Source organism: Streptomyces sp. NPDC002795, assembly GCF_042888725.1.
Lineage (GTDB): Bacteria > Actinomycetota > Actinomycetes > Streptomycetales > Streptomycetaceae > Streptomyces.
The window spans coordinates 329,213-347,438 of the sequence record NZ_JBIAQB010000002.1 but is presented as its reverse complement, the minus strand read 5'-3'; the positions used below and the strand labels follow the sequence as shown (position 1 = coordinate 347,438).

The 18,226-nt window shown below is 70.9% G+C and carries 20 protein-coding genes; 12 read left to right on the top strand and 8 right to left on the bottom strand.

All coding sequences use genetic code 11. The features are described from left to right. Window positions 1-89: 89 nt before the first annotated feature. On the bottom strand, window positions 90-527 hold the full coding sequence (locus tag ACFYWS_RS06105) for a gamma-glutamylcyclotransferase (RefSeq protein WP_389270066.1): 438 nt from the start codon (window positions 525-527) through the stop codon (window positions 90-92). A gap of 130 nt (window positions 528-657) precedes the next feature. Here ACFYWS_RS06105 and ACFYWS_RS06100 point away from each other — a divergent pair, with 130 nt between their 5' ends. Further along, window positions 658-2,106 (top strand): NAD(P)H-quinone dehydrogenase, encoded by a 1,449-nt coding sequence (locus ACFYWS_RS06100; RefSeq protein ID WP_389270064.1) that lies wholly within the window; start codon window positions 658-660, stop codon window positions 2,104-2,106. A 174-nt stretch (window positions 2,107-2,280) separates the two neighbouring features. Further along, window positions 2,281-3,240, top strand: coding sequence for a DeoR/GlpR family DNA-binding transcription regulator (locus ACFYWS_RS06095; RefSeq protein ID WP_389270062.1), 960 nt, complete (start codon window positions 2,281-2,283; stop codon window positions 3,238-3,240). A 127-nt stretch (window positions 3,241-3,367) separates the two neighbouring features. Here ACFYWS_RS06095 and ACFYWS_RS06090 read toward each other — a convergent pair whose 3' ends face one another. Then, window positions 3,368-3,946 carry a TetR/AcrR family transcriptional regulator gene (locus tag ACFYWS_RS06090; RefSeq protein ID WP_389270060.1) on the bottom strand — a complete coding sequence of 193 codons (579 nt, stop codon included), beginning with the start codon at window positions 3,944-3,946 and terminating at the stop codon, window positions 3,368-3,370. Between the two features lie 50 nt (window positions 3,947-3,996). On the opposite strand from ACFYWS_RS06090, the gene ACFYWS_RS06085 reads away from it, so the two are divergent. The 3 genes from ACFYWS_RS06085 to ACFYWS_RS06075 all read left to right on the top strand — a co-directional run bounded on the left by ACFYWS_RS06085 (window position 3,997) and on the right by ACFYWS_RS06075 (window position 5,905). After that, window positions 3,997-5,094, top strand: coding sequence for a response regulator transcription factor (locus ACFYWS_RS06085; protein WP_389270058.1), 1,098 nt, complete (start codon window positions 3,997-3,999; stop codon window positions 5,092-5,094). Between the two features lie 97 nt (window positions 5,095-5,191). Continuing rightward, window positions 5,192-5,413, top strand: a complete 222-nt coding sequence (locus ACFYWS_RS06080) for a hypothetical protein (protein ID WP_389270056.1) — start codon at window positions 5,192-5,194, stop codon at window positions 5,411-5,413. A gap of 24 nt (window positions 5,414-5,437) precedes the next feature. Continuing rightward, window positions 5,438-5,905 carry a hypothetical protein gene (locus tag ACFYWS_RS06075; RefSeq protein WP_389270054.1) on the top strand — a complete coding sequence of 156 codons (468 nt, stop codon included), beginning with the start codon at window positions 5,438-5,440 and terminating at the stop codon, window positions 5,903-5,905. A gap of 66 nt (window positions 5,906-5,971) precedes the next feature. Here the strand turns inward: ACFYWS_RS06075 and ACFYWS_RS06070 are convergent, their stop codons facing one another. Next, window positions 5,972-7,744, bottom strand: coding sequence for an acetyl/propionyl/methylcrotonyl-CoA carboxylase subunit alpha (locus ACFYWS_RS06070; RefSeq protein ID WP_389270052.1), 1,773 nt, complete (start codon window positions 7,742-7,744; stop codon window positions 5,972-5,974). A gap of 435 nt (window positions 7,745-8,179) precedes the next feature. On the opposite strand from ACFYWS_RS06070, the gene ACFYWS_RS06065 reads away from it, so the two are divergent. Continuing rightward, on the top strand, window positions 8,180-8,659 hold the full coding sequence (locus ACFYWS_RS06065; protein ID WP_389270050.1) for a hypothetical protein: 480 nt from the start codon (window positions 8,180-8,182) through the stop codon (window positions 8,657-8,659). Here the strand turns inward: ACFYWS_RS06065 and ACFYWS_RS06060 are convergent. From ACFYWS_RS06060 to ACFYWS_RS06045, 4 genes are all read right to left on the bottom strand, one after another. Continuing rightward, window positions 8,631-9,242 carry a Maf family protein gene (locus ACFYWS_RS06060; protein WP_389270048.1) on the bottom strand — a complete coding sequence of 204 codons (612 nt, stop codon included), beginning with the start codon at window positions 9,240-9,242 and terminating at the stop codon, window positions 8,631-8,633. The two genes, ACFYWS_RS06065 and ACFYWS_RS06060, sit on opposite strands and share 29 nt — an antisense overlap. Window positions 9,243-9,291: 49 nt before the next feature. Further along, window positions 9,292-9,420 carry a morphogenic membrane protein MmpB gene (gene mmpB, locus ACFYWS_RS06055; RefSeq protein ID WP_389271722.1) on the bottom strand — a complete coding sequence of 43 codons (129 nt, stop codon included), beginning with the start codon at window positions 9,418-9,420 and terminating at the stop codon, window positions 9,292-9,294. Between the two features lie 97 nt (window positions 9,421-9,517). Further along, window positions 9,518-9,724: an acyl-CoA carboxylase subunit epsilon gene (locus ACFYWS_RS06050; protein WP_389270046.1), complete on the bottom strand. Its 207-nt coding sequence runs from the start codon at window positions 9,722-9,724 to the stop codon at window positions 9,518-9,520. 11 nt (window positions 9,725-9,735) lie between these two features. Then, window positions 9,736-11,340: an acyl-CoA carboxylase subunit beta gene (locus ACFYWS_RS06045; protein ID WP_389270044.1), complete on the bottom strand. Its 1,605-nt coding sequence runs from the start codon at window positions 11,338-11,340 to the stop codon at window positions 9,736-9,738. 148 nt (window positions 11,341-11,488) lie between these two features. On the opposite strand from ACFYWS_RS06045, the gene ACFYWS_RS06040 reads away from it, so the two are divergent. The 4 genes from ACFYWS_RS06040 to ACFYWS_RS06025 all read left to right on the top strand — a co-directional run bounded on the left by ACFYWS_RS06040 (window position 11,489) and on the right by ACFYWS_RS06025 (window position 15,718). Beyond that, window positions 11,489-12,361, top strand: a complete 873-nt coding sequence (locus tag ACFYWS_RS06040; protein ID WP_389270042.1) for a biotin--[acetyl-CoA-carboxylase] ligase — start codon at window positions 11,489-11,491, stop codon at window positions 12,359-12,361. Window positions 12,362-12,489: 128 nt separating this feature from the next. Beyond that, window positions 12,490-13,620: an adenylate/guanylate cyclase domain-containing protein gene (locus tag ACFYWS_RS06035; RefSeq protein ID WP_389270040.1), complete on the top strand. Its 1,131-nt coding sequence runs from the start codon at window positions 12,490-12,492 to the stop codon at window positions 13,618-13,620. A gap of 39 nt (window positions 13,621-13,659) precedes the next feature. Further along, window positions 13,660-14,463, top strand: coding sequence for an enoyl-CoA hydratase/isomerase family protein (locus ACFYWS_RS06030; RefSeq protein ID WP_389270038.1), 804 nt, complete (start codon window positions 13,660-13,662; stop codon window positions 14,461-14,463). An 85-nt stretch (window positions 14,464-14,548) separates the two neighbouring features. Beyond that, window positions 14,549-15,718 (top strand): diguanylate cyclase domain-containing protein, encoded by a 1,170-nt coding sequence (locus tag ACFYWS_RS06025; protein WP_389270036.1) that lies wholly within the window; start codon window positions 14,549-14,551, stop codon window positions 15,716-15,718. Between the two features lie 27 nt (window positions 15,719-15,745). On the opposite strand, the gene ACFYWS_RS06020 is transcribed toward ACFYWS_RS06025, so the two are convergent. Beyond that, entirely contained in the window at window positions 15,746-16,078 is a 333-nt protein-coding gene (locus ACFYWS_RS06020) for a hypothetical protein (RefSeq protein WP_389270034.1), read from the bottom strand. Window positions 16,079-16,138: 60 nt separating this feature from the next. On the opposite strand from ACFYWS_RS06020, the gene ACFYWS_RS06015 reads away from it, so the two are divergent. Next, window positions 16,139-16,477: a hypothetical protein gene (locus tag ACFYWS_RS06015; protein WP_389270032.1), complete on the top strand. Its 339-nt coding sequence runs from the start codon at window positions 16,139-16,141 to the stop codon at window positions 16,475-16,477. 232 nt (window positions 16,478-16,709) lie between these two features. Continuing rightward, a complete protein-coding gene (locus tag ACFYWS_RS06010; protein WP_389270030.1) occupies window positions 16,710-17,969 on the top strand; it encodes an Ig-like domain-containing protein in 1,260 nt (419 codons plus the stop codon). Window positions 17,970-18,226 lie beyond the last annotated feature (257 nt).

Here is an 18,226-nt window from a genome sequence, read left to right as displayed (position 1 = left end):
TACGCGCGTAGATGTCTGAGGTCACGTCCTTGTGATCGTTGCTTCGTCGTTTCCGACAACTCTCCGACAGCAGGGGACGCGGGAAGGCCTCAGCAGGGCCGCTTGCGCAGCTCCATCGCGTAGTCGTGCGGCGCGCCCGCGGACTCGGCCGCGTCGGCGATCTCGCCCAGGTACCGCGCCGAGGGGAGGCCGCCCTCGTATCCGTTCAGTACATAGAGCCACGCGGGCTCCTCGCCCTCCAGGGTGTCCACGCGGACCCGCATCCGCCGGTAGATGTCGAGGCCGACACCCTCCCAGCGGTCCATCGACTCCTCGTCCATCGGGGCGATGTCGTACAGCGCGACGAAGACCTGTGAACGCGGCGCCTCGACGATGGTGGCGAGTGCGCCCTCCCAGCCCATGTGCTCGCCCCCGAACGTGAGCCGCCAGCCCGTCAGCCAGCCGGTCGCGCGCAGCGGCGAGTGCGGGGCGCGGCGCGTCATGAGCCGCGCGTCGAGATTGCCGGCGTACGCGGCGTAGAGCGACATGGGACCGAGAGTACGTCAGACGGACCACGTGTCTCGTGAGTAACCGAAGCACCCCTCTTAAGAGCGGATACGCGTTCTTCAGGGCCGGACGGGGGCCCCGGCTCGGTGCGGCCTTGAACCGTGCGGGACAATGGGGCATGTGACTCGGATCGTGATCATCGGTGGCGGACCTGGCGGCTACGAGGCGGCGTTGGTGGCCGCGTCCCTTGGCGCGGAGGTGACCGTCGTCGACTGCGACGGACTCGGCGGGGCGTCGGTGCTGACCGACTGCGTGCCGTCGAAGACCTTGATCGCCACGGCCGAGGTGATGACCACCTTCGACTCTTCTTATGAAGAGCTCGGGATCATCGTCGAGGACGACACCCCCGACCCGGACAGCCCGGCCCGCGTCGTCGGCGTGGACCTCGGCAAGGTCAACCGCCGTGTGAAGCGCCTCGCGCTCGCCCAGTCCCACGACATCACCGCTTCCGTCACCCGTGCGGGCGCGCGCGTGCTGCGCGGCAGGGGCCGTCTGGACGGCCAGCAGGCGCTCGACGGCTCCCGCAAGGTGATCGTCACCGCGGCCGACGGCACCGAGGAGACCCTCGTCGCCGACGCCGTGCTCCTGTGCACCGGCGGCCACCCGCGCGAGCTGGTCGACGCGCAGCCCGACGGCGAGCGGATCCTCAACTGGACGCAGGTGTACGACCTGGACGAGCTCCCCGAGGAGCTCATCGTGGTCGGCTCCGGTGTCACCGGTGCCGAGTTCGCGGGTGCCTACAAGGCGCTCGGCTCCAAGGTCACCCTCGTCTCCTCCCGCGACCGCGTGCTGCCCGGCGAGGACCCGGACGCCGCCGCCGTCCTGGAGGACGTGTTCCGGCGCCGCGGCATGAACGTCATGGCCCGCTCCCGCGCCGCCTCCGCCAAGCGCGTCGGCGACCGCGTCGAGGTCACCCTCTCCGACGGCCGGGTGATCTCCGGCACGCACTGCCTGATGGCGGTCGGCGCCGTCCCCAACAGCGAGGGCCTCGGCCTGGAGGAAGCGGGCGTCAGGGTCAAGGAGTCGGGCCACATCTGGACCGACAAGGTCAGCCGCACCACCGCTCCCGGCGTGTACGCGGCCGGTGACGTGACCGGTGTCTTCGCCCTCGCGTCCGTCGCCGCGATGCAGGGCCGCATCGCGATGTACCACTTCCTGGGTGACGCGGTCACGCCGCTGAACCTCAAGACGGTCTCGTCGAACGTCTTCACCGACCCGGAGATCGCGACCGTCGGCTATACGCAGGCCGACGTCGACTCGGGCAAGATCGACGCCCGCGCCGTCAAGCTGCCGCTGCTGCGCAACCCCCGCGCGAAGATGCAGGGCATCCGGGACGGCTTCGTCAAGATCTTCTGTCGTCCGGGTACGGGCATCGTGGTCGGCGGCGTGGTCGTCGCGCCGCGCGCTTCGGAACTGATCCACCCCATCTCGATCGCGGTCGACAACAATCTGACGGTCGAGCAGATCGCGAACACGTTCACCGTGTACCCCTCGCTGTCGGGATCGATCGCCGAAGTGGCGCGCCAGTTGCACACGCGGAAGATCGCCGAAGAGGGCTGACGCGGGGCAACGGGCCGCAGGTCACGGTGAGTTGCGGCCCATGCGGAGGGCATAGGCGCGTTGGGTAGGCGAACCGTCCCGCCTATACCACTTCCATGGTTCCGGTGCGAACAGAATCTGTAAATCGGCGCAAACTGCTGAAACCAGACGGTCGTTGGGGTTACTGTCAGTTTCGTGTTCGCTGCAGAACGTCGCCAATTGATCCTCGAAATGGTGCGAGCCAACGGAGCGGTTTCGCTCCGTGAGCTCGCCCGCGTCGTCCAGACCTCTGAAGTGACCGTACGGCGGGACGTGCGCGCACTGGAGGCAGAAGGACTCCTCGACCGCCGGCACGGCGGTGCGGTATTGCCGGGCGGATTCACGCGGGAGTCCGGCTTTCCGCAGAAATCACATCTCGCAACCGCAGAGAAGACGGCCATCGCCGATCTCGCCGCGAGCCTCGTCGAAGAGGGCGAAGCCATCGTGGTGGGCGCGGGGACGACCACGCAGGAGCTGGCCCGCCGGCTCGCGCGTGTGCCGGGCCTGACCGTCGTCACCAACTCGCTCCTCGTGGCGCAGGCGCTCGCGCACGCCAACCGGGTCGAGGTCGTCATGACGGGTGGCACGCTGCGGGGTTCCAACTATGCGCTGGTGGGCAGCGGGGCGGAGCAGTCCCTGCAGGGCCTGAGAGTGTCGCGCGCCTTCCTGTCCGGCAGTGGTCTGACCGCAGAGCGCGGCCTCTCCACGTCCAACATGCTGTCGGCGTCCGTGGACCGGGCGCTCGTGCAGGCCGCGTCCGAGGTCGTCGTGCTCGCGGATCACTCCAAGCTCGGTGCGGACACCATGTTCCAGACCGTGCCGACCGATGTGATCACGCGTCTCGTGACCGACGAGCCGCCCGCGCACGACGACCGGGCCGCCACGGAGCTTCAGGCGCTGGCCGACCAGGGCGTGCAGGTCGCTGTCGCGGGGGCCGGGGCGGAGGGCCCTACCGGGGGCGGTGACCCCGCCCCGGCGCGGCAGTCGCGCCGGGATGTGCCTTTGCCGGGGCAGCGGCGCGGTCAGCTTCCGGGTGGCAGTCACCCATTGCGCTCAGCCGCCTTGGACGCTCCGCAGGAGCGGACGGCGCGAGTGGCTGATTTGCGGCGCCGCTAAAGGTTTCGCCCGTCCGGCGTTGCGGCCTCGGGGCTCAATCGCCGGCGGGGCTTAAACGATCAAGCCCCTGCGGCGATTGAGCAGCGGGGTCTGGGGCAGCGCCCCAGGAGCGCAACGCCGTCGCCGGTCAACAGGCGATCCCGCGCAACGTCAACCGCAACAAGCGATCCGCCAGCGCCGGGTCCGACGGAGTCTCCTCCGCCGCGAGGGCGATCGCGTTCGTGAGCTGCAACAGGTCCGCCATGGAGACGTCCTGGCGCACCGCCCCCACCCGCTGCGCTCGCGAGAGCAACGCCTGGCCCGCCTCCCGCATCGGATCGCTGCACCGGGCCAGCGCCGAACTCGCGTCCTGTGAAGCCGACATGAGGGCGCGGGACAGGCCCCGGTACTCGCTCGCGTGCGTGATGATCTCGCGCAGCCAGGTCACGAGCGCCGTACAGGGCTGCGGAGCATCGAGCAGCGCCCGGGAGCGGGCGAGCAGCTCGTTCACCGCCTCCTCGAAGACGGCGCTCATCAGCGCGTGCCGGTTGGGGAAGTGCCGGTACAGCGTGCCGATGCCCACCCCGGCCCCGCGGGCCACCTCTTCCAGGGACGCACCCGTGCCGTGCTCGGCGAACGCGATCCGGGCCTGCGCGAGCAGCCGCTCGTAATTGCGGCGCGCGTCCGCGCGCATGCGGCGCGAGCGGTCGTGCTCGGCTGTCGTCATCGGGCTGGCCTCCCTGGGCGTGCGCGGGCCTGGTGCGCAGGACTTCAAGGATGCCCGATCGCGGGACCGGGGCGGAGCGGAGGGAGCGCTACCGCAGTACCGTCGACCGCGAGGGCGCATACGCAGGAGCCCTGGAGCGCGGCATGGACATCAGTGACGCGGGCCGGCGAGGAGTGCGGCAGCTCGTCCGGGAACTCGAAGAGGCCGTGGACGTGGACGAGTTGCGCTCCCACGCGGTCCGCGGACTCGCCCGGCTCGTCCCGGCCGACGGCGCCCAGTGGTACCACTTCGCCGCCCACGACGGCGCCGTACGAGCGCTCGCGCTGCCCGCCGGGTCCTTCCACGCCGACCCCGCCGTCATCTACGAGCACCCCGTGGACCATCCGCTGACCGAGGCCATGATCGACTCGGGGACGGGCGGCGCGTGGCGCGTGAGCGACGTCGCCGCAGACCGCGACTGGCGGCGCACCCACTGCTACAACCTCGATTTCCGACCCTTCGGGATGCACCACCACCTCGTCGCCAGTCGCCGGGACGAGACGGGCGTCGCGGGCTACGCGCTGCTGCGCGGCGGCACCGACTTCACCGAGGAGCAGCGGGACCTGCTCGGCTACGCGCAACCCCACCTCGCGGCCGCCGAACGCCTGGTGGCCGAGCGGCAGCGGATGTCCGCGCTCCTCGCCGCCGCGCTCGCCTCCGCCGGGCGGCCGGGGCAGGGCGTCGCCGCCGTGGCCGGGGACGGGACGGTGCGGGCGCTCGACGCCGTCGCGGCTGAGCTGCTGCCGCGCCTGGACGGAGACCCGCGGATCGGCCCCGGGGCGCCGCCCGGCACCGGCCGCGCCTCGCGGGCACGCGACATCGACGTACGGGCGGTGGAGTGCGCCGTGCCCGACGTGCCGCGGCTCCTGCTGCTGCGCGACCTCGCCCCTGGCCGCGCCGCCGCCCGCAGGCTAGGCCTGACCGAGCGCGAGCACCGCACCCTGGAGCACATCGACGCGGGCCGCACCCCCGCCGAGGCGGCGCGTGCGATGGGGATCTCGCTGACGACCGTACGAGGCTATGTGGCGTCCCTGCACCGCAAGTTGAACGCCGGGCACACGGCGGCGCTGCTGCGCGGGGGGCGCGAGGCGGGGCTGCTCGGGGAGTGAGGCCGGGCGCCCCTCAGAATTGACGGATGGCCCGGCCGCGAGCCGCCCGCTTCACTGGTGGAATCCAGTGGCATCCACGGGCATCAGGGGGAACGCCATGACCGCCACACCGTCGTCCGCGCACGTTCCCGTCTCCAGGGGAGCCGCCGTCGAAAGGGTCCGGCCGCTGCGCGCCGTCATGGCCGCGGTCCTGGTCCTCGGGCCGCTGCTCTTCATCATCGCCTCGCTCCTGTCGCCGTACGACATGACCGAGGAAAAGGTGGCGAACATCGTCGCCGACATCGCCGCGAACGAGGGCCGGGAGAGGGCCGCCGCCTGAGCGTGGCTGGCCCTGGGGATCGCGATGGTCGCCGCCGTCCTGCTGGCCTGCGTCTACGTCATGGCGCGCTCGCCGAAGCTGGGGCTCGCCGGGCTGCTGCTGTTCGGCGGCGGCGCCACGGCCGCCAACGTGGCGCCCTCGTACGACTTCGTGACCCTGGCGGGCCTCGACAAGGGGGTCGACCAGGCCACGATCGTCAAGGTCATCGAAGGCGCGGACGGTCTGGCCATGCCGGCGGTCGCCGGGATCTGGTTCATCGTGGGCCTCGTCATCGGCCCCATCTGCCTCGGCATCGGGCTGCTGCGCAGCCGCGCGGTACCGGCCTGGGCGGCGTGGGTGCTGATGGTCGCGATGCCGCTGAACGTCGTGGGCTGGGTCACGGGTGTCCTGGCCCTCGCGTACGCAGGGTTCGCGCTGCTGACCGTGGCCTTCGGCGTGCTGGCCCTCGACGTCGCACGCAACGGGACGGGCTGGGTGCGAGCCGGTTCCTGAGGGAAACGGCCGAGGGCCCGCCGACCACACAGGTCGACGGGCCCTCGGCGTACACCGGCCGGGGCGTCAGTCCTTGATCTCGCAGATCGGGGCGCCCGAGGTGAGGGAGGCGCCGATCTCGGCGGAGAGACCCTTGACGGTGCCCGACTTGTGGGCGTTCAGGGGCTGTTCCATCTTCATGGCCTCCAGGACCACGACGAGGTCGCCCTCCTTGACCTCCTGGCCCTCCTCGACCGCGATCTTGACGATCGTGCCCTGCATCGGGGAGGCGAGGGTGTCGCCGGACGCGGCGGAGCCGGACTTCTTGGCGGCGCGCCGCTTGGGCTTGGCGCCCGCGGTGAGGCCGGTGCGGGCCAGGGACATGCCCATGCCCGCGGGGAGGGAGACCTCAAGGCGCTTGCCGCCGACCTCGACGACGATGTTCTCGCGGCCCGCCTCGTCTTCTTCCTCGCCGGGCGCCGGGGTGGCGAACGGCGGGATGTCGTTGACGAACTCGGTCTCGATCCAGCGCGTGAAGATCGTGAACGGGGCGTCGCTGCCGGTCAGTTCGGGCGCGAACGCCGGGTCGGTGACGACGGCGCGATGGAAGGGAATGGCGGTGGCCATGCCCTCGACGTTGAACTCGGCGAGCGCGCGGGAGGCCCGCTGGAGGGCCTCCTTGCGGGTGCGGCCGGTGACGATCAGCTTGGCGAGCAGAGAGTCCCAGGCCGGGCCGATGACCGAGCCGGACTCGACGCCGGCGTCCAGGCGGACACCCGGGCCTGACGGACCGTCGAACTTGGTGACGGTGCCGGGCGCGGGCAGGAAGCCGCGGCCCGGGTCCTCGCCGTTGATGCGGAACTCGAAGGAGTGGCCGCGCAGTTCGGGGTCGCCGTAGCCGAGCTCCTCGCCGTCGGCGATGCGGAACATCTCCCGGACGAGGTCGATGCCGGCGACTTCCTCGGTCACCGGGTGCTCGACCTGGAGGCGGGTGTTGACCTCAAGGAAGGAGATCGTGCCGTCCGCGCCGACGAGGAACTCGACGGTGCCCGCGCCGACGTAGCCGGCCTCCTTGAGGATCGCCTTCGAGGACGAGTACAGCTGCTCCAGCTGCGCGTCCGAGAGGAACGGCGCCGGGGCCTCCTCGACGAGCTTCTGGTGGCGGCGCTGGAGCGAGCAGTCACGGGTGGAGACGACGACGACGTTGCCGTGGCTGTCGGCCAGGCACTGGGTCTCCACGTGGCGCGGCTTGTCGAGGTAGCGCTCCACGAAGCACTCGCCGCGGCCGAAGGCGGCGACGGCCTCGCGCACCGCGGACTCGTAGAGCTCGGGCACCTCTTCGAGGGTGCGGGCGACCTTGAGGCCGCGGCCGCCGCCGCCGAAGGCGGCCTTGATCGCGATCGGCAGGCCGTGCTCCTCGGCGAACGCGACGACCTCGTCGGAGCCGGAGACCGGGTCGGGCGTGCCCGCGACCAGCGGGGCGCCGGCGCGCTGCGCGATGTGACGGGCGGCGACCTTGTCGCCGAGGTCGCGGATCGCGTGCGGGGGCGGGCCGATCCAGATCAGCCCGGCGTCGAGGACGGCCTGGGCGAACTCGGCGTTCTCCGACAGGAATCCGTAGCCGGGGTGGATCGCGTCCGCGCCGGAGTCCTTCGCGGCCTGGAGCACCTTGGCGATGTCCAGGTAGCTGGTGGCCGGGGTGTCCCCGCCAAGGGCGAAGGCCTCGTCGGCCGCACGGACGTGCAGAGCGTCCCGGTCCGGCTCGGCGTAGACGGCAACGCTCGCGATCCCCGTGTCCCGGCATGCCCGGGCCACGCGGACAGCGATTTCGCCACGGTTGGCGATGAGCACCTTGCGCACGATGGCTCCCTCCTTGCTGTGTCTTCCCGGGGGCATCCCCCGGACCCCCGGCCGTGGTCGCCCGAGCCGGGGCGGTCGGCGGGTCACCGTGAAGCTTGACTCACTGAAACAAGCTGAGTTTAGGGACTGCCGACACGGACCCACGAGCCGTCCCCGGGCGTGAGCTTGCCCACACGGAGTGTCACCCGGGGTCCACCCGGTCCATGAAATCCCTTGTCGCGCCTGGATACGCGCGATTCCTCACCGCAACCCTAGCCCGCCTCTGTGGCCAAGGTCTCTGTGAGACCGTGCTGCGGCCCGGCGGCTTTCTTTGTGGAGTCCCTACGAATGGCCCAACGATTCTTTGCCTTCGCCAGAACCCTTGTACGGGGGTTTACCCGTTAGTAGCGTTCGGGATGTCTTGGCCGTACTAGCGGTAACAGTCAGTGGAAGAGGGTGGGCCCGGTGGCACGCAGGCCGGTGGCGTGGGTGGCCGCGATCGTGTTGTTCGCGGAGGCGTTGGGGATCGTCTTTCTGAACTGGTTCCTCGGCCTGGTGGTCGACAACCAGGACATGTCCCTGGCCGGTCTCGACCCGCGGGCGATGTCGGTCGGCGCGTGGATCGCGGGCGGCCTGTTCGGGCTCTATCTGGCGCTGTGCGCGGTCGTGCTCGTACGCACCGCGATCGCCGACCGGGCGCCGGGCGGGATCGGGCGGATCCTGCTGATCAGCGTGGCCGTCGTGCACGGCCTGCTCGGCGCGTTCTCGATCAGCCTGGTGGGCTGGTTCAGCTTCGTGTTCATGATGGCCGTGCTCGCCCTGCTCGTGCTGACGCTGGTGGCGTACGACCGGCACGAGCAGGGGGAGCGGAGGGCCGAGGGGGACACCCCCGCGCAGAACGGTCCCGCTACTCCGCCGGCGCCCACAACTCCGTGATGCCGATGCCCAGTTCGGCGAGGAGGCGGCGGAGCAGCGGCAGCGAGAGGCCGATCACGTTGCCGTGGTCGCCGTCGATGCCGTCGATGAACGGCGCCGAGCGGCCGTCCAGGGTGAACGCGCCCGCCACGTAGAGGGGTTCACCCGTCGCCACGTACGCGGCGATCTCCGCGTCGCTCGGCTCGCCGAACCGGACGACGGTGGAGGCGGTGCCCGAGCTGTACCGGCCGCTCGCCGTGTCGTAGACGCAGTGGCCGGTCTGCAGCGTGCCCGCGCGGCCGCGCATCGACTTCCAGCGGGCCGTGGCCTCCTCGGCGTCGGCCGGCTTGCCGAGCGCCTCGCCGTCGAGGTCGAGCACGGAGTCGCAGCCGATGACGACGGCGCCGTGCGCCTCGGTCCTGGCCGCGACCACGGAGGCCTTGGCCTCGGCGAGGGCGAGGGCGAGTTCGGCGGGCGTCGGGGCCGTCACGGCGTCCTCGTCGACCCCGCTGACGATCACCTCGGGGGCGAACCCGGCCTGCCGCAGCAGACCGAGGCGGGCGGGGGACTGGGAGGCCAGGATCAGCCGGCGTGGAGCAGTCATGCGGCCCAGGTTATCCAGGGTGACGCGGCGCGATCCCCGGCCGCCCGTCCTACGCGATCCCCAGCATCAGGAACGCGACGAGCATGGCCAGAGCCACCACGAAACCCGCGCGCCGCAGCATCGCCTGCGTTTCGCGGAGCTCCTCTGGGGGCTCGTCATCGGGGTCGGACCACAGCACATACAGCATGGTGCTGCTCGCGCGTGCGGGGCGCCTGAGTACGGGTACTCAGGCGCCCCGCGACGAAAGGACTAATTCACACGGACCCGCGGGTGAACTACGCGGGCCAGTACGTGCGGGACCAGCTCGACGCCCCCGGGGCCGGCAGCCGGTGCCGGGCGATGCGCGACGGGTCGGCCCACGCGTCCCGGCCCACAGCCGCGGCCGGGGCGTCCGGGACCGCCGCGGCGCGCGCCTGGACCACCGCCAGTGCGGCGGCCAGCTCCTCGGGGGTCGGATTGCCCCGTACGACCTTGATCATCACAGCGGCGCTCCTTACAGCGGGATGTTGCCGTGCTTCTTGGGCGGGAGGCTTTCGCGCTTCGTACGCAGCTGGCGCAGGCCGCGTACGACGTGGGAGCGGGTGTCGGAGGGCATGACCACCGCGTCGATGTAGCCGCGCTCGGCCGCCGTGTAGGGGTTGAGGAGGGTGTCCTCGTAGTCCTGGATGAGGCGGGCGCGGGTCTCCTCGACGTTGCCTGCGGCCTCGGCCGCGGCGATCGTCTTGCGGTGCAGGATGTTGACCGCGCCCTGCGCGCCCATGACGGCGATCTGGGCGGTGGGCCAGGCGAGGTTGAGGTCGGCGCCCAGGTGCTTGGAGCCCATCACGTCGTAGGCGCCGCCGAAGGCCTTGCGCGTGATGATCGTGATGAGCGGGACGGTGGCCTCGGCGTAGGCGTAGATCAGCTTGGCGCCGCGGCGGATGATGCCCTCGTGCTCCTGCTCGACGCCCGGCAGGAAGCCGGGGACGTCGACGAAGGTCAGGACGGGGACGTTGAAGGAGTCGCAGGTGCGCACGAACCGCGCGGCCTTCTCCGATGCGTGGATGTCCAGGCAGCCGGCGAACTGCATCGGCTGGTTGGCGACGATGCCGACCGGGCTGCCCTCGACGCGGCCGAAGCCGGTGAGGATGTTCGGCGCGAACAGCGACTGGGTCTCGAAGAATTCGGCGTCGTCCACGACGTGCTCGATGACCGTGCGCATGTCGTACGGCTGGTTCGCGCTGTCCGGGACGATCGTGTCGAGCTCGCGGTCCTCGTCCGTCGTGGCGAGGTCGGCCTCCTCGGGGAAGGCGGGCGGCTCGCTCAGGTTGTTCGACGGCAGGTAGGACAGCAGCGACTTGACGTACTCGATGGCGTCCTTCTCGTCGCCCGCCATGTGGTGGGCGACGCCGGAGCGCGAGTTGTGGGCGCGGGCGCCGCCCAGCTCCTCGAAGCCGACGTCCTCACCGGTGACGGTCTTGATGACGTCGGGCCCGGTGATGAACATGTGCGAGGTCTGGTCGACCATGACCGTGAAGTCGGTGATCGCGGGGGAGTAGACGGCGCCGCCCGCGCAGGGGCCGACCACGAGGGAGATCTGCGGGATGACACCCGAGGCGTGGGTGTTGCGGCGGAAGATCTCGCCGTACATGCCCAGGGCCATGACGCCCTCCTGGATGCGGGCGCCGCCGGAGTCGTTGATGCCGACGACCGGGCAGCCGGTCTTCAGCGCGAAGTCCATCACCTTCATGATCTTCTGCCCGAACACCTCGCCCAGCGCCCCGCCGAAGACCGTGAAGTCCTGCGAGAACACGGCGACGGGACGGCCGTCCACGGTGCCGTATCCGGTCACGACACCGTCGCCGTAGGGCTTGTTGGCATCGAGGCCGAAGTCCGTGGAGCGGTGCCGGGCGAACTCGTCCAGCTCCACGAAGGAGTCCTCGTCGAGCAGCAGCTCGATCCGCTCACGTGCGGTCAACTTGCCCTTGGCGTGCTGCTTTTCGACCGCGCGGGCGGACCCGGCATGGGTCGCCTCATCGATCCGGCGCCGCAGATCCTCGATCTTGCCTGCGGTCGTGTGGATGTCGATCTGCGCTTCTCGCTGTTCCAACTCGGACATCGGGATGCGGCTCCCTGCCTGCTTCGACGCTGCTCACGGGGACGGTTCGGGGAAGGTTCAAAAAAGGGGAGTGGGGCTACTGATTCGTAGCGTAGTGGCCTGAATACCGTTCAGCAGTGCGGTCTTTGCCACACCTAGGCTGGGTTGCATGACGCCGCGAGATGGTTCAGACGTACCCGCCAGCCCCTGGTCCGACCTGGAGAGGCCGCCCCTGGCAGAGGCCGGTCTCCGTAGGTCCCTTGTACGGGAAGGGGGGCTGTGGTCGTCCGTGGAGGTGGTGCCCCGCACGGGGTCCACCAACACGGATCTGGTGCAGCGGGCCTCGGCGGGGTCCGTGGCCGAGGGCACCGTGCTCGTCGCCGAGGAGCAGAGCGCCGCGCGCGGGAGGCTCGACCGGAGCTGGTCGGCGCCGCCGCGCTCGGGCCTGTTCTTCTCGGTGCTGCTCAAGCCGGGGGAGCACGAGGTGCCGGTGGCGCGCTGGGGCTGGCTGCCGCTGCTCACCGGGGTCGCGGTCGCCACGGCGCTCTCCTCGGCGGCCGGGGTCGACACCGCCCTGAAGTGGCCGAACGACGTGCTCCTCACGGTCGACGGCGAGGAGCGCAAGGCCGGCGGCATCCTCCTGGAGCGGGCCGGGGCGGACGGCGTCGTGCTCGGCGTCGGCCTCAACGTCTCGCTGCGCGCCGACGAGTTGCCCGTCCCGACGGCGGGTTCGCTCACGCTCGCCGGGGCGAAGGTCTCCGACCGGGACCCGGTGCTCCGCGCCGTGCTGCGGTCCCTGGAGAAGTGGTACGTCGAGTGGTGCGCGGCCGAGGGCGACCCCGGCCTCTCGCTCCTTCAGGAGGCGTACGCGGCGGGCTGCGCGACGCTCGGCCGCCAGGTCCGGGCGATCCTGCCGGGTGACCGGGAGCTGGTGGGTGAGGCGGTGGCCCTGGACGGGGACGGCCGTCTGGTGATCGCCACGGAGGCCGGGGCCCGCGAGGCGGTCGGCGCGGGCGACATCGTCCACCTGCGACCTGCGTAGGGATGGACCACCGTTCGCATCCGGGCCGACACCACCCGGATGCGAACGGAGTGACGTGGGGCACAGGGGCTGCCGTAGAGTTGAGGCCGGTCGATACCTGGCCGTGGCAGATCGGAAGGGCAGCAGGCGTGACCGTCGACGACTCGGGCTCCGGCACGGGCTCCCCCACCGACCCCGAGAAGCCGGAAGGTGCGGAAACAGCAGAGGCAGAGACAGAGGATCCCCTCGCTCTGCGGCTCGAAGGGCTCATCCTCGGGGCCGAGCGCAGATACACCCCGTTCCAGGCGGCGCGCAGCGCGGGCGTCTCCATGGAGCTGGCCTCGCGGTTCTGGCGGGCCATGGGCTTCGCCGACATCGGGCAGGCCAAGGCGCTGACCGAGGCCGACGTCCTCGCGCTGCGGCGCCTCGCCGGCCTCGTGGAAGCGGGACTGCTCAGCGAGGCCATGGCCGTACAGGTCGCCCGGTCCACCGGGCAGACCACCGCGCGGCTCGCCGAGTGGCAGATCGACTCGTTCCTGGAGGGCCTCACCGAACCCCCGGAACCCGGCATGACCCGCACCGAGGTCACGTATCCGCTGATGGAGCTGCTCCTGCCGGAGCTGGAGGAGTTCCTCGTCTACGTGTGGCGGCGCCAGCTCGCCGCGGCGACCGGCCGCGTCGTGCAGGCCGGTGACGACGAGGAGATGGTCGACCGGCGGCTCGCCGTCGGCTTCGCGGACCTCGTCGGGTTCACGCGGCTCACCCGGCGCATGGAGGAGGAGGAACTCGGCGAGCTCGTCGAGGCCTTCGAGACCACCGCGGCGGACCTCGTCGCGGCGCACGGCGGCCGGCTCGTCAAGACCCTCGGCGACGAGGTCCTGTACGCGGCCGACGACGCGGGCATCGCGAGCGAGATCGCGCTGCGCCTGATCGAGACGATGAGCAACGACGAGACGATGCCGGAGCTGCGCGTCGGCCTCGCGTTCGGCACGGTCACCACACGGATGGGCGATGTCTTCGGCTCGACCGTGAACCTCGCGAGCCGCCTCACGTCGATAGCGCCACGGGACAACGTGCTGGTGGACGGCGCCTTCGCCCAGGAACTGATCAGGATCGGGGAGACGCCCACCTCCGAGGCGGAGGCCGCCGCCGAGGCGCAGCAGGCGAAGGAGGACGGCGAGGAGCCGCCCACCTACCGGTTCGCGCTTCAGCCCATGTGGCAGCGGCCCGTGCGCGGCCTCGGCGTCGTGGAGCCCTGGACGCTGACCAGGCGCACCTGACAACCTTCGGTTAACTGGCGTTAACCGAGAGGGCGTGTCATGGGTGACGAGCGGCGGTTCGGGGAGTTCGTGGCGGTGCGCCGCCACGAGGGCGGGACGGTCGCCGAGCTGGTGCTCGACCGGCCGAAGGCCATGAACGCCGTGTCGAGCGACATGGCCCGCTCGATCACCGGCGCCTGCGAGGCGCTGGCGGGCGACCGGGACGTCCGCGTCGTCGTCCTCACCTCCAGCGCCGAGCGCGCCTTCTGCGTCGGCGCCGACCTCAAGGAGCGGGGCACCTTCTCGGACGCGGACCTGCTGCGCCAGCGGCCCGTGACCCGCACCGCGTACACGGGCGTCCTGGAGCTGCCGATGCCGACGATCGCGGCCGTGCACGGCTTCGCGCTCGGCGGCGGCTTCGAGCTGGCGCTCGCCTGCGACCTGATCGTGGCCGACGGGACGGCCGTCGTGGGGCTGCCCGAGGTGTCCGTCGGCGTGATCCCCGGCGGCGGCGGTACGCAGCTCCTGCCGCGCCGCGTCGGGGCCGCGCGCGCCGCCGAGCTGATCTTCACGGCGCGGCGGGTGCGGGCGGCGGAGGCCGGGGAGCTCGGGCTCGTGGACCAGGTCGTGGAGGCGGGCGCGGACCGCGAGGAGGCGCTCGCGCTCGGCGCGCGGATCGCCGCCAACTCGCCGGTCGGGCTGCGCGCGTCGAAGAAGGCGCTGCGGCTCGGGCACGGCCTCGACCTGCGGGCGGGCCTTGAGGTGGAGGACGCGGCATGGCGGTCCGTGGCGTTCTCCGGGGACCGGGCCGAGGGGGTCGCGGCGTTCAACGAGAAGCGCAGCCCGCAGTGGCCGGGTGGGTGACGGAGCGTGACCTTCTGTCGGCCGTAACCCCCGGATCGATGTACCTAATTCACCGAAATGCCGGAAAACTCCTTACTCTGGAGTGATGGGTGAGGACGTTCGGCTACGCGCCGTGGTGACGCTCGCGCAGGGCATGGCCGCCGCGCGCAGCCCACGCGACTCCTGGCGCGCGGCCGCGCTCGGCGCCTGCCGCGCGCTGTCCGGGAGCTTCGCCGCGCTCTCCATGTGGGAGCGCGAGCGCGGACGGCTGCGGGTGCTCGTCAACGTGGGGGAGCTGGCCGAGGGCGAGCAGGAGTTCCCCGAGGGCGAGGGCTACCCGGTGCACCAGTTCCCCGAGATCACCGAGTTCCTGCACGAACGGTGGGCCAAGGGCGGCGAGCCGGACGCCTGGGTCGAGACGGCCGAGGGCCCCACAACGGCCGCCGCCCGGGCCGGCTACTGCCACCAGCGGGTCGCCGCGCTGCGCCGCCGGGGCCGCGGCTGCTGCGTCGTCGCGCCGATCGTGCTGCACGGGCGGGCGTGGGGCGAGCTGTATGTGGCGCGGCCGATCGGGGCCGAGGTGTTCGACCGCTTCGACGCGGACTTCGCCACGGTCCTCGCGGCGGTCGTCGCGGCAGGCATCGCACAGACCGAACGCCTGGAGGAGGCCCGCAGGCTCGCCTTCACCGATGCCCTGACCGGCCTCGCCAACCGGCGCGCGGTCGACATACGCCTCGACGAGGCCGTGGAACGGCACCGCGCCGACGGCTCCGTGGCCAGCCTCGTCGTCTGCGACCTCAACGGCCTGAAGCGCGTCAACGACACCTTCGGGCACGCGGCGGGCGACCGGCTCCTCGAACGGTTCGGCTCGGTGCTCTCGCTGTGCGGGGCGATGCTGCCGGGGGCGCTCGCGGCGCGGCTCGGCGGCGACGAGTTCTCGATCGTGGCCGTGGGGCCCTCGGCCGACGAGGTGGTCCGGGTGGGCGAGGAGATCTGCTCCCGGGCCGCCGAGTTGGACCACGGCGACGGCGTGGCGTGCGGCATCGCGTCGACCGGGGACGCGATCGGCGAGGTGGACAACGCGCGGCGTCTCTTCCGCCTCGCGGACGCCGCGCAGTACAAGGCGAAGGCCCTGCGCGCGGTGAAGCCCGTGGTGGCCGGCCGCGACGGCGGTCTCGCCGACCCGGTCGTCCGCCTCGCGGACTCCCCGCCACCGGCCGCGGGCGAGGGCGAGCGGCGCCGGATCAGGGGCCTGGAACCCGGGACGGACCGCTAAGTGCCTTGCGGGCCGGGGAAGTTGCTTCTACGCCTCGTACGCCCTGCCCCTGCGCACCGAGTACGTCACGAAGCCGACGCCCAGGCCGAGGAAGGCCGAGCCGCCGACCACGTACGGCGTCGTGTCCACCTGGCCCGTATCGGCCAGCCGGAGTTGACGGTCGGACTGCTCGGTGACCGTCGTGGCGGTCCGCTGCTGGTCGGCGTGGGTGATGTGCTCAGGGTTCGCCGTCGCTGTGGGAACGAACCACAGCGCGCCGAGGACCGCCGCGGCAGCGGCGGCGGTGAACAGTGATCGACGTGCGGCAGACACGGAAGCGATCCCCCTTGTGGCGCTGGCGAATTGGCCGTGTGCGCACATGTTAGTGACAGACGCGGGTCACAGGAAAGTCACGAGGCCAATGGGTCGTACGCTCCGGCCATGAGTACTGATGACACGTCACGTTTTGTTCGGCTGAAGGTGGAATTGGTCCTGGAGGTCGCCGACGCGGAGGCGCTGACCGGGGCCGCGCTGCAGCGCGTCGCGGAGGACAAGGAGACCGGGCCCGAGGAGCGTGCGCAGGCGGTGAGCGCCGTGGAGGAGGACGAGGCGGAGGCGGTCGCGTATCTCGTGGACCCGTTCGACCTGGTCGCCGATGTGCCGGGGGCCGAGCTCGTGCAGGCCTCCTGGTCCAGCGAGCAGGTCGACTACGACCCCGACTCGCCGGATTGGGACCTCGGCGAGGATGATGAGGAGGAGGACGAGGGAGACGGCGTGTAGCGGTCCTAGAAACGGGAACCCTGGGCGGCAACCGCTGCCCGGGGTTTTGTCGTCCCTGGTGAGGGGTCCGACGTGGCCTTGCCCACACCGGCGGTTCCTCGGGAACGGGATGAACCGGTCATGGCGTTCACTGGGTACGAGGGGACTGTTGTGTCCTCTCGGGCCCGCTGTCTACCGGGCTCGGGGCGGTCGACCAGCAGGGGAATTCGGCGAAGTCGGAAATTCGGCGACTATGGAGAAGCGTGTGATAACGGACGGTAAGCGGCGCAAGGGTCTGATGGCCGCGTCCGCTCTGCTCGGCGGTGTGCTCGTGCTGACGGCCTGTGGTGGCGGTGACGACGGCGGCGGCTCGGGCAAGAAGGAATCGCAGGCGCAGGCCGACGAGGCCGCGGCGAAGAAGACCTCCAAGGCCGACATCAAGATCGCGCCGAAGGACGGCTCCGACAACGCGAGCATCAACAGCGCCGCGAAGGTCACCGTGAGCAAGGGCTCGCTCACCGATGTCGCCATGAGTACGGCCGACGGCACGAAGGTCGAGGGTCAGATCTCCGCCGACAAGAAGAGCTGGAAGCCCACGGCCCAGCTGGAGCGCGCGACGACGTACAAGATCGCCGCCGAGGCGAAGGACTCCGACGGCCGCGCGGCCCACGAGAACTCGCAGTTCACGACGGTGTCCCCGGCCAACAGCTTCATCGGGAACTTCACGCCGGAGGACGGTTCGACCGTCGGCGTCGGCATGCCGGTGTCCCTCAACTTCGACAAGGCCATCAGCAACAAGGCCGACGTCCAGGACCACGTCACCGTCACGTCCAGCAGCGGCCAGGAGGTCGTCGGGCACTGGTTCAACGACACCCGCCTCGACTTCCGGCCCGAGGACTACTGGAAGGGCGGCTCCACCGTCACCCTGAAGCTCGACCTGGACGGGGTCGAGGGCGCGGACGGTGTGACCGGCGTCCAGCAGAAGACGGTCTCGTTCAAGATCGGTCGCGACCAGGTCTCCACGGTCGACGCGAAGACCAAGATGATGACCGTCACCCGGGACGGCAAGACGGTCAAGACCATCCCGATCTCCGCCGGTTCGCCCGAGAACAAGACGTACGAGGGCCAGATGGTGGTCTCCGAGAAGTTCAAGGAGACCCGGATGGACGGCGCGACCGTCGGCTTCAAGGACGGCGACGGCAAGGGCGAGTACGACATCAAGGACGTGCCGCACGCGATGCGTCTGTCGAGCTCCGGCACGTTCATCCACGGCAACTACTGGGGCGCCAAGTCGATCTTCGGTGGCGCGAACACCAGCCACGGCTGCATCGGCCTCCAGGACGCCAAGGGCGCCAACAACAGCAGCACCCCGGGCGCCTGGTTCTACGACAACTCGATGGTCGGCGACGTCGTCGTGGTGAAGAACACCGGCGACAAGACCATCCAGCCGGACAACGGACTCAACGGCTGGAACATGAGCTGGTCGCAGTGGAAGGCCGGATCCGCCGAGTAACGGACCGCCGAGTAGCGGACCGAGCCGTACCCGGGAGCCGGAGCGTCGCCGAACGCTCCGGCTCCCGCTGCTTTCCGCCGGCGCCGCCGTCATCGAGGTGAATACGAAGCAACCAAAAGGTTGTACTCGATTCGACAGGTGTGCCGTTTGTCACGCACCACACTGGTCCCAGATGTTTCCCAATGCCCCAATTCGAAGGCAGCTGCATCAATACACTCGCCTCTCATGTGTGAGTGGAACGTGGAGAACGGACACCG

Bases quoted from the DNA above. Each gene is read 5' to 3' on its own strand.
- ACFYWS_RS06030 (WP_389270038.1), top strand. From the start codon at position 13,660: ATGGGTGACGAGCGGCGGTTCGGGGAGTTCGTGGCGGTGCGCCGCCAC.
- ACFYWS_RS06040 (WP_389270042.1), top strand. From the start codon at position 11,489: ATGACGCCGCGAGATGGTTCAGACGTACCCGCCAGCCCCTGGTCCGAC.
- ACFYWS_RS06100 (WP_389270064.1), top strand. From the start codon at position 658: ATGGGGCATGTGACTCGGATCGTGATCATCGGTGGCGGACCTGGCGGC.
- ACFYWS_RS06090 (WP_389270060.1), bottom strand. From the start codon at position 3,946: ATGACGACAGCCGAGCACGACCGCTCGCGCCGCATGCGCGCGGACGCG.
- ACFYWS_RS06015 (WP_389270032.1), top strand. From the start codon at position 16,139: ATGAGTACTGATGACACGTCACGTTTTGTTCGGCTGAAGGTGGAATTG.
- ACFYWS_RS06025 (WP_389270036.1), top strand. From the start codon at position 14,549: ATGGGTGAGGACGTTCGGCTACGCGCCGTGGTGACGCTCGCGCAGGGC.
- ACFYWS_RS06075 (WP_389270054.1), top strand. From the start codon at position 5,438: ATGGTCGCCGCCGTCCTGCTGGCCTGCGTCTACGTCATGGCGCGCTCG.
- ACFYWS_RS06080 (WP_389270056.1), top strand. From the start codon at position 5,192: ATGACCGCCACACCGTCGTCCGCGCACGTTCCCGTCTCCAGGGGAGCC.
- ACFYWS_RS06085 (WP_389270058.1), top strand. From the start codon at position 3,997: ATGCCCGATCGCGGGACCGGGGCGGAGCGGAGGGAGCGCTACCGCAGT.
- ACFYWS_RS06010 (WP_389270030.1), top strand. From the start codon at position 16,710: ATGGAGAAGCGTGTGATAACGGACGGTAAGCGGCGCAAGGGTCTGATG.
- ACFYWS_RS06060 (WP_389270048.1), bottom strand. From the start codon at position 9,242: ATGACTGCTCCACGCCGGCTGATCCTGGCCTCCCAGTCCCCCGCCCGC.
- ACFYWS_RS06020 (WP_389270034.1), bottom strand. From the start codon at position 16,078: ATGTGCGCACACGGCCAATTCGCCAGCGCCACAAGGGGGATCGCTTCC.
- ACFYWS_RS06105 (WP_389270066.1), bottom strand. From the start codon at position 527: ATGTCGCTCTACGCCGCGTACGCCGGCAATCTCGACGCGCGGCTCATG.
- ACFYWS_RS06045 (WP_389270044.1), bottom strand. From the start codon at position 11,340: ATGTCCGAGTTGGAACAGCGAGAAGCGCAGATCGACATCCACACGACC.